Source organism: Bacteroides cellulosilyticus DSM 14838 (assembly GCF_000158035.1).
Lineage (GTDB): Bacteria > Bacteroidota > Bacteroidia > Bacteroidales > Bacteroidaceae > Bacteroides > Bacteroides cellulosilyticus.
On the sequence record NZ_EQ973491.1, the window covers coordinates 1,098,432 to 1,107,203 of the forward strand.

The 8,772-nt window shown below is 43.9% G+C and carries 8 protein-coding genes and 1 tRNA gene; 4 read left to right on the top strand and 5 right to left on the bottom strand.

Annotated features, from left to right (window positions below):
- From BACCELL_RS16420 to BACCELL_RS16435, 4 genes are all read left to right on the top strand, one after another.
- A partial coding sequence (locus BACCELL_RS16420) for a phosphodiester glycosidase family protein (protein ID WP_007213056.1) occupies positions 1-197 on the top strand: 197 nt, incomplete at its 5' end.
- A gap of 115 nt (positions 198-312) precedes the next feature.
- Positions 313-645 (top strand): 6-carboxytetrahydropterin synthase QueD, encoded by a 333-nt coding sequence (gene queD, locus BACCELL_RS16425; RefSeq protein WP_007213057.1) that lies wholly within the window; start codon positions 313-315, stop codon positions 643-645.
- Positions 646-675: 30 nt separating this feature from the next.
- Positions 676-1,221: a 7-carboxy-7-deazaguanine synthase QueE gene (locus tag BACCELL_RS16430; protein WP_007213058.1), complete on the top strand. Its 546-nt coding sequence runs from the start codon at positions 676-678 to the stop codon at positions 1,219-1,221.
- A 102-nt stretch (positions 1,222-1,323) separates the two neighbouring features.
- Entirely contained in the window at positions 1,324-2,772 is a 1,449-nt protein-coding gene (locus BACCELL_RS16435; protein ID WP_007213059.1) for a calcineurin-like phosphoesterase C-terminal domain-containing protein, read from the top strand.
- Positions 2,773-2,851: 79 nt separating this feature from the next.
- Here the strand turns inward: BACCELL_RS16435 and BACCELL_RS16440 are convergent.
- The 5 genes from BACCELL_RS16440 to BACCELL_RS16460 form a co-directional block, all read right to left on the bottom strand.
- Positions 2,852-2,924 (bottom strand) — tRNA-Trp (locus tag BACCELL_RS16440).
- Positions 2,925-2,999: 75 nt separating this feature from the next.
- Complete coding sequence (locus tag BACCELL_RS16445; RefSeq protein WP_007213060.1) at positions 3,000-3,575, bottom strand: uracil-DNA glycosylase family protein; 576 nt, start codon at positions 3,573-3,575, stop codon at positions 3,000-3,002.
- Between the two features lie 108 nt (positions 3,576-3,683).
- Positions 3,684-5,777, bottom strand: a complete 2,094-nt coding sequence (locus BACCELL_RS16450) for a KamA family radical SAM protein (RefSeq protein ID WP_007213061.1) — start codon at positions 5,775-5,777, stop codon at positions 3,684-3,686.
- Between the two features lie 654 nt (positions 5,778-6,431).
- Positions 6,432-7,058: a hypothetical protein gene (locus BACCELL_RS16455; protein WP_007213063.1), complete on the bottom strand. Its 627-nt coding sequence runs from the start codon at positions 7,056-7,058 to the stop codon at positions 6,432-6,434.
- Between the two features lie 121 nt (positions 7,059-7,179).
- Complete coding sequence (locus tag BACCELL_RS16460) at positions 7,180-8,571, bottom strand: alanine/glycine:cation symporter family protein (protein WP_007213064.1); 1,392 nt, start codon at positions 8,569-8,571, stop codon at positions 7,180-7,182.
- Positions 8,572-8,772 lie beyond the last annotated feature (201 nt).

Genomic DNA, 8,772 nt, shown 5'->3' on the forward strand with positions numbered 1-8,772 from the left:
TCAATATCCCTGAGTTGACACATCTTCTCCGTGTATTGGGTGCAAAGAAAGCTTTGAATCTGGATGGTGGTGGCTCTACTACACTTTGGAGTGCTTCTGCACCGGATAATGGAATTGTAAACAAACTTACTGATAATAAACTTTATGATAATAAAGGGGAGCGTAAGGTTGCCAATTCACTTTGTGTTTACGAATAAAAGCGGAAGATTTAAACTGTAATCCTTAGAATTTTTGTACTTTTGTGCCGTGCCGAGGTGACATTAGGTGCGACAACAGACAAAGTATTTTCTTAATTAGCGTATTAACAAGAATATGTATACAGTTATCAAACGCATGGAAATATCAGCTGCCCATAGCCTGAAACTTTCCTATCGCAGCAAATGTGAGGATCTGCATGGTCACAATTGGATTATCACAGTCTACTGCCGTTCCCGGGAACTCAATGCCGATGGAATGGTAGTTGATTTCAGTCACATCAAAGAAACGGTGAAAGGAAAGCTAGATCACCGTAATTTGAATGAAGTTCTTCCATTCAATCCTACCGCAGAGAATATAGCCCGCTGGATATGCGAGCAGATACCTACTTGCTTTAAAGTCGAGGTGCAGGAATCTGAATCCAATGTAGCCACTTATGAGAAAGAATAACCCTACTGAAAGCCGGCACAAATATTTTTTATGAGAAAGATTAATGAGATTTTTTATAGCTTGCAGGGTGAAGGCTATCACACCGGCACGCCTGCTGTCTTTATCCGCTTTTCCGGTTGCAATCTGAAATGCTCTTTTTGCGATACACGGCATGAAGAAGGTGTGCTGATGTCCGATGATGAAATTATTGCCGAAGTAGGAAAGTATCCGGCTGTTACGGTTATCTTGACGGGTGGAGAACCTTCTCTCTGGATTGATGAGGTTTTTATCGACCGTTTGCACCAGGCGGGAAAGTATGTCTGTATCGAAACGAATGGAACGAACCCATTGCCCCAAAATATTGATTGGGTGACTTGTTCTCCCAAGCAAGGGGTGAAGTTGGGGATCACCCGTATGGATGAGGTGAAGGTCGTTTACGAAGGTCAGGACATTGAAGTCTACGAGTTGCTTCCTGCTGAATATTTCTTTCTGCAACCCTGTTCATGTAGTAATACTGCGGAAACAGTGGCGTGTGTCATGCAACATCCTAAATGGCGGTTAAGTCTGCAAACACATAAACTGATTGACATTCGTTAATGAATCGGGGCGTGTTATAGGAATGTAATGTGAATGACATCTTTCTTTTGCTTTTTAGGGCTTACTTTGCCGTGAAATTAAAATTCTAAAAAGAGAAGAAACATGAAATCAATTCGTTTTTTATCCTTGCTGCTTTTGCTGAATTTATTTGCAGCAGGAGGGTATGCAGCAAACCAACCCGTTAAAAAAGAGATTGCCGTAAGTGGTGTGGTGACAGATACGCAGAAACAACCTGTCGCAGGTGTTGTTGTGACAGATGGCGTTAATTTTACGCAGACTGATGATAAAGGGCGTTATCAGTTGGTATCTGATCCCGCACAGTCTAAATTCGTTTATCTTTCTGTTCCGGCGGACTACAAAACTAATGTAGAGAATGCATTACCTGTTGGCTATTATGCCCGGATTGATGCAAAAAAGAAAAAGAATCGTTGTGATTTCAGCTTGGTGAAGAGAGAACAGCCGGTTCAGGATTTTACCTTTATAGCTATCTCTGATCCGCAGGCAAGAAATGAGGAACAGCTGGATCGCTTTGCTTCGGAAACTGTGGTTGATTTGAAGGAAACATTGAAGCAATTATCTTCGCAGGAAGTCTACGGAATGGTTCTGGGAGATATCGTCTGGGATGTTATGCCTTTGTATGATTCATATAAGAAGGTTATCTCTGATTTAGATTTAACTATGTATCATGTGATTGGTAATCACGACTTTGATCAGCAATATACGGCACTGAGCCTTGCTACGAATAAGGAAGAATACGGAGAATCGGTGTTCGGTGACCATTTTGGACCAACGGATTATTCTCTTAATGTAGGGAAAGTGCATATTATTTCGATGAAGGACATAGACTATAAAGGTAAGAAGAAATATACGGAGCAGTTTACCCCTGAACAATTGGAATGGTTGAAAAAGGATCTGAGCTATGTGAAGCCGGGTACTACCGTACTGTTGAATCTTCATGCTCCTACGGCTAACAGTACGGGTAGAGGAGGAGCTAATGCCCGTAATGCCGAACAACTTTTTGAGATACTAAAAGATTATAAGACGCATATCTTTGTCGGTCATACTCATTTTTATGAAAACCGCATTGTGACTCCTGTTATCTATGAACATAATATTGGTGCAGCTTGTGGTGCCTGGTGGGCAGGAGATGTAAATCGTTGCGGTGCTCCCAATGGTTATCTGGTGGTGAATGTGACCGGTGATGACATCTCCTGGCAGTATAAGGCTACTGGTCGTCCATTCGATTATCAGTTTCGTGTGTATAAGCCGGGTGAGTTTCAGAGCCAACCTAAGTATCTGGTGGTTAATGTCTGGGATTATGATCCGGCATGGAAGTTATCCTACTATGAAGACGGTGTTGAGAAACCGGGTGTAATGGAGGCTTTTGACGATGAGGATCAGGATTATATTACAATGAAAGAAGGAAAGGCTACAGGGTATCATACATCGCACTTATTCCGGGTACGTCCTACGGATAAGGCTAAATCAGTGAAGATCGTAGCAACAAATCGTTTCGGTCAAAGCTTTACCCAGACTGTAGATTTGAAATGACAGGCTTTGAATACTCGTTTATGACGGGTTTATAAACAAAAATAGCTGCAAGTTTTTACTTGCAGCTATTTTCATCTTGCACGGGAGGAGAGGCTCGAACTCCCGACACCTGGTTTTGGAGACCAGTGCTCTACCAACTGAGCTACTCCCGTGTTTGCGGCTGCAAAGGTAATGTAAACTTTCAAATATGCAAGAGAGATGAGCGATTATTTTAACGCTCTCTCGTCTTATAACATCTGTAAGTCCTGATACATAATGCGGTAGGCTGCTGCTTTTTTTTCTAAAGCAAGCGGATAAGCGCGCGAAGAAGAAGGCATCCGATAGAGTCGCATAGGTCTGCCATCAAAAACAAACTCTGTAAAATCTCCCACTTTCGGCTTTTCAAGAGAGAACTGTTCGCATAAAGTTTCCGTTGCTTTCTCACCTGTAGTAACTATGGCTTTACATTCCGGTAAGCGACGGAGCATACCCTCGATATCCGTAGGTTCTACAACTTCCAGAAATTTGTCGGATGCATTGTCCTGCAACCGTCGTATGGCGGTAGCTGTATCAAATAGGGCAATACCTTTTTCTTGTAGGAAAGGGATAATGCGATCTTTGTCGAAAGCTTTTGCCGCTTCGTTCAGAAAATGGTTCTTATCATTGAAAAACAGGAGTCCTACAATCCGCCACATATCATTGTTCCAGTTCGGGTAGTAAAACTCCATCGACCACCTTTTCTTTTGAGGTGGAAAACTTCCCAGCATCAGCAAACGGGCGTTAGCAGGAAGAAAGGGTTCTAAAGGGTGTCGCTCGATTTCCATACTTACTATTTTTAGGATAAAAAATGTCTGAAAAGCCCGGAATATGATTCAGACTTCTCAGACGACTCTGTGATTTTCTTATGCAAAAGTATAGATTATTTCCGGAAGTTACTCTGCTATTTCCAAATTACTCATCTTTTCTGTGATGCGGAAAGGGAAGTCCGGATATTCGTACAGGCTGAACCGTGATTCGGTTTTGCCTTCTGTATAATTCCAGATACTTGCGTAGTCTTCCACATCTTCTCCCATGGCACGCAGTTGTCGCAGGTACGCGGCTATGGACTTATTCTCTACGATATATACCTGTCCGAGCTGATTGATTATCGGGCTGTGGCGACGTGTTCCGTCGTGGTCGAAACGAAGGATGCGCTTTCCGTCTTCGGTCATTCCCACCAGATTGAACGTCATGCTCTTGCCAATGGCGGGCAGGTTTAACACGCTGCGGTCTGTGGCAAGAAACGGAAGATGATGTATCTTCAGGAAGTGGCGGATGCAGTATGCAGGATCAAGTGCGGTTTCGAGCGATGCAGACAGGTTGAAGGCTTCTTCTTTATTCAGTTTGCCGAAACGCTTTTCTTCTTGCTGTTCCTGCATGGAACGGCTGTTTGGTGTAAAGACTGCGTTGTTTTCTTCGAAACCTTTTACGGAGAATGTATAGTAACAGACAACTCCCAGTTCGTTAAGTACCTGGCGTAGGCGAGTGGTATGTCCCCGACGTGAGGCAGCTACGTTATACACAAGTTGGTTGGTAATCAGCCAGCCTGCCGATAATAATTTGCGAATACCTTCCTTTGCCTCGGGAGTAACTTCCAGTGGCGTTTGGAAATGCGTTTGAATAATGAACTGACGGATACCGATGACGGATGCTTTCTCCTTGAAAGTTCGCAGAATTTCTACCAATTCATTGTTGATACGCATTGGCAGATAAGCTGGCAAACGCGATCCGAGGCGGATACGCTGTAATTCGGCATACTTTTCTCCTTCCGGGCGTTCCTGATTGGCTTTCCGTTTACGGGCAGCCATACGGTAAACGGCTTCCAGAATTGTGTTCAGCGTCTTGTTCTGACTCATGAGGGCATCTCCACCTGTGATGAGGATGTCACGCAATTGGGTATCTTCCTCGAAGTAAGTCATCAGACGGCGCAATTTCTTCTCCCATATTTCTTTAGGGCGCAGGGAGTCAAACTCAAAATTAAGTCGTTTACTCTGGAAGTCATACATACGCTGGCATGAAGCACAAAGCCCGCCACAAGCGCGTCCCATGGTGTCGGGAATGAGGATGGCTACTTCCGGATAACGACGGTGAATATTGTGCCCGTCGGGCAGGAGCCAGCCGGCAGCATTGGGTTTTCCGGCTTCTACTATGTCTTCACGTTCCCAGGCGCGGATTTGTCCGTAGGTTTCCACCAGTTGCGGGGAGTAGAGGATGTAGCTGCGCAGAGATTCATCGTTGTATCCTGTGCTACCGGGATTTAACAAGTGCAGATAGTAAGGCGTAACGAAGAAAGGCATTCCTTTCTTGCGAGCACGAGATAACAGATACATAGTTTCGGCAGAAAGTGAATTGCCCAGAAATCGATTCAGTTCTGTAGGGCTTTTGGCAGCCATGGCCAGATGGAAACGGAAGTCATTCCACCATTCGTTGACGAGGCGATATTTCTCTTCGTAGCTGATGCCCTCTTCAAATTGGTAGCGGGAAACAGCGGTCCGGTGCTCTATCTTCTGTATCAATGCGTGCAGAATACGCTCTTTATTTTTGGCATGGATCAGTTGTACGTCTTCGTCCAGTCCGCTGGGCCAGCGCTCGGTCCACGCTTTGACGCGTTGGGGTGCGGGGAGTGGGGCAGCAGGATGCTGTAAGCGTTTGAATTGCTGGAAAATATCCAGGAACACATCTGTTTCTACATCTTCTTCCAGATTTCCGGTAAGAAACGCGTATAGAAGTGACAGGGTAGAAACAATCATTTGTTCATCGGTAGAAAGTTCATGGACTTCCTGGCCGTCATATTCAATCAGAAGTCGAATTTGCCTGACAACTTCACTTTCCGTATCAGCCTGATTGGTAATGAATTCCGAAATGCCTTGTTTGAAGCTTTCCGTACCGTCGCTCTGTTCGGCGATGCGTACAATTTCGGGAAGTTCATTTCGATAAAGTTGCTTCAACTGGGATAAAGTGAGTGCAAGCATTTTCTTTTGTTTCATAAGCGGTTGTTTTTTAATGATTAATACTGAAATAGTTGCGAGCTGCGAACTGCAAGCTATAAACTACGAGCTACGAGTTACAAATTATAAGCTACAGATAACTCTGATAGCCTGAAAGGCTTCCATTATATAGCGTAGGGCATCGCCCTACGTAAATAGTATATATTTCTCAATAAGCCCTGAAAGGGCGAAATCGAGTTAGTTGCCTTTATTTCGCCCTTTCGGGGCTCAGAGACAGGTAATTCAATCCGTAGGGCGATGCCCTACGCTATATAATGAAAGCCTTTCAGGCTGCCTGACTTATTGAGCCTAAATCAAGCTATTTGAATTCTCAAATCTTCTGAATTATGAAATCTTCTGAATAATCAGATTACTTGAACTAATAGGTTTTGAACTATCAACTTATCAGAGTTTTTTAACTTACCCAGTGCAATGGTTTGTCACTGATAGCTTGTAGCCTGTGGCTTAGCGGATAAAGTCCGCTATATCTTACAACAATCTCTTTGCATAAAGTGTTGTTGCTCCTTCGAGCAAAAAAGTTGCATAAAAATAACAAAAAAAGGCGAGGAAATCATTTCTCGCCCTTTCTATTGATTGTTTCTTTAGAAAACTTTTTCTTTTGATAACAGTTTTTACCTGATAGATATTTCAAACTTATTTCTCTTCCGTGGCTTTGTTTTTGGGTTCTTTTTTAGCCAGTAATACAACGTTGTACACGTATTCTGTCATCCACTGCTCGGAGTATCCCAGACGCTCTTTATATTGGCGGACTGCCATAGCCGTCTTATGTACATCGTCCTTTTTCCATACGGTTTTGGTGCAGACGTCATGTACGGTCTTTTCGGTCATACTGCGCAGTGCGCCTTTAAAAACAGAGGGCACGCGGAACTTCCATTGCATCAAGTTACCCATCAACATCATCAGGTCTTGTGAGAAGCCTTGATACATAAACAAGTATGCCTGCACATCATTCTGCGTGCGGCAATGCTTCTTTACGGAAGCGTCGATTTCCTTGAAGAAGTTTTCACTCAGTCCATAGTCCTGCATCAGCATTTTGCGTGAAGCAGTCTTTTCGGCTTGTCCCAGTCGTCCGCCCTGAGTCGGTATTTTGAACAGGCGTTTGAAGTTGGCTACATCCGGCACGAAACGAATGTTCGTAATTCCCAGATTAGCGGCAATCACGGACTGGAAATAAACGCGTGTCAGTGACACGAAATCTTCCACGTTTTTGGAGGAAGTACCCTCGGAATTCTTTTTAAATAGTTTGGCAAATATACCCATCTTATTTATGTTTTATGATTTATGATTTATAATTGCCGGGGCAATTGCGATTGCAAAAGTACGAAATAAGTTGATTTACACCAACAATTGTATAAATCATAATTTATAAATCATAAATCTCTTACCAGCACTCTATGTCATTTTCTACCTCTTTGAGGCGGTCTTTTGTGAAAACAGGGTCTTTGATACCCGCCCGTTTCTGTGCACGGTAGTCTTCCAGCAGTTTAAAAGCGTATTTACCGAGCAGGCTGATGGCAATCAGGTTACAGAGCGCCATCAATCCCATGGTGACATCTGCCAGACTCCAGGCCACATCCAGTGCGGCGAGTGCACCAAATAGCACCATACCACCTACCAGAATACGGTAGATGTTCAATATCCATTTCTTACGGGTAAGATAACGTACATTGGCTTCTCCATAATAATAATTACCCAGAATGCTGCTGAAGGCGAAGAAAAACAAAGCAATAGCAACAAAAATACTTCCTGCCGAACCAATCTCGTTCGTCAGTGCCTGTTGCGTAAGTTGTACTCCATTGGTAGAGCCGTCCAGTGGCGCACCGCTGAAAAGTATAATGAACGCGGTGCAGGTACATATAATTAATGTATCGGTGAAAACGCCCAAGGTCTGTATCAGCCCTTGCTTTACGGGATGTGTGACGTGTGCAGTGGCTGCCACATTGGGAGCGGAACCCATACCGGCTTCATTGCTGAACAATCCCCGCTTGATGCCTTGCATCAATGCAATACCTACGCCACCACCCAATGCCTGTTGCCAGCCGAAGGCATGGCTAACGATGAGTTTGATAACGGCAGGAAGTTCAGTGATATTGATAGCTACAATGATCAGTGCCAAAGCAATATATCCCAATGCCATAACGGGAACAATAATGCTGCTTACTTTAGCAATGCGCTGTACACCACCGAAGATAATAAGCAGTGTGGCTATGGTAATAACCCCTCCTACGATGGCGTGGTCGAAACCGAATGCATGTTCAAAAGCTGCACACAGCGTATTGCTTTGTACGGAGTTGAAGGCGAAGCCGAAAGTGATCGTAATGAGTACGGCAAACACAGTACCCATCCACGGTTGTTTCAATCCTTTTCGCATATAATAAGCGGGACCGCCAATGAAAGAGTCTTTGCCTCTTACCTTATATAATTGTGCCAATGTGGACTCTACGAATGAACTGGCAGCACCAAACAGGGCAATGACCCACATCCAGAACACTGCTCCCGGCCCGCCTACAGCGATGGCAGTGGCCACACCCGCCAGATTGCCCGTACCTACACGGCTGGCAATGGAGATGGCAAATGCCTGGAATGAAGAGATATGCTTTTCACCCGGCTTTCCATTCGTTCCTGCCGAATCACCCAGTAAACGTACCATTTCACCTATCATGCGGAACTGTACGAAGCGGGTTTTCAGCGTGAACCAAAAGGCACATCCCAAAAGCAGAGCGATAAGGATATAAGTCCAGAGAATATCGTTGATTGAATTGATTATATTCATGCTATATTGTTTAATATTTACTTGTTTAATGATAAACTGTCGGTTCTTCTGTCTGAATTTATTAATTATAAAGGTCGCAAAAGATATATTTTGTAACTGATTGAATATTATTGTGTTGTGTTGAGGCGTTCTAAGACTGCAACTGAGGTACCCTAAGTATACGACTGAGATACCCTAAGTATCATACTGAGGTACCCTAAG

Coding starts and splice junctions, on each gene's coding strand:
- BACCELL_RS16450 (WP_007213061.1), bottom strand. CDS start 5,777: ATGAAACAAAAGAAAATGCTTGCACTCACTTTATCCCAGTTGAAGCAA.
- BACCELL_RS16445 (WP_007213060.1), bottom strand. CDS start 3,575: ATGGAAATCGAGCGACACCCTTTAGAACCCTTTCTTCCTGCTAACGCC.
- queD (WP_007213057.1), top strand. CDS start 313: ATGTATACAGTTATCAAACGCATGGAAATATCAGCTGCCCATAGCCTG.
- BACCELL_RS16460 (WP_007213064.1), bottom strand. CDS start 8,571: ATGAATATAATCAATTCAATCAACGATATTCTCTGGACTTATATCCTT.
- BACCELL_RS16435 (WP_007213059.1), top strand. CDS start 1,324: ATGAAATCAATTCGTTTTTTATCCTTGCTGCTTTTGCTGAATTTATTT.
- BACCELL_RS16430 (WP_007213058.1), top strand. CDS start 676: ATGAGAAAGATTAATGAGATTTTTTATAGCTTGCAGGGTGAAGGCTAT.
- BACCELL_RS16455 (WP_007213063.1), bottom strand. CDS start 7,058: ATGGGTATATTTGCCAAACTATTTAAAAAGAATTCCGAGGGTACTTCC.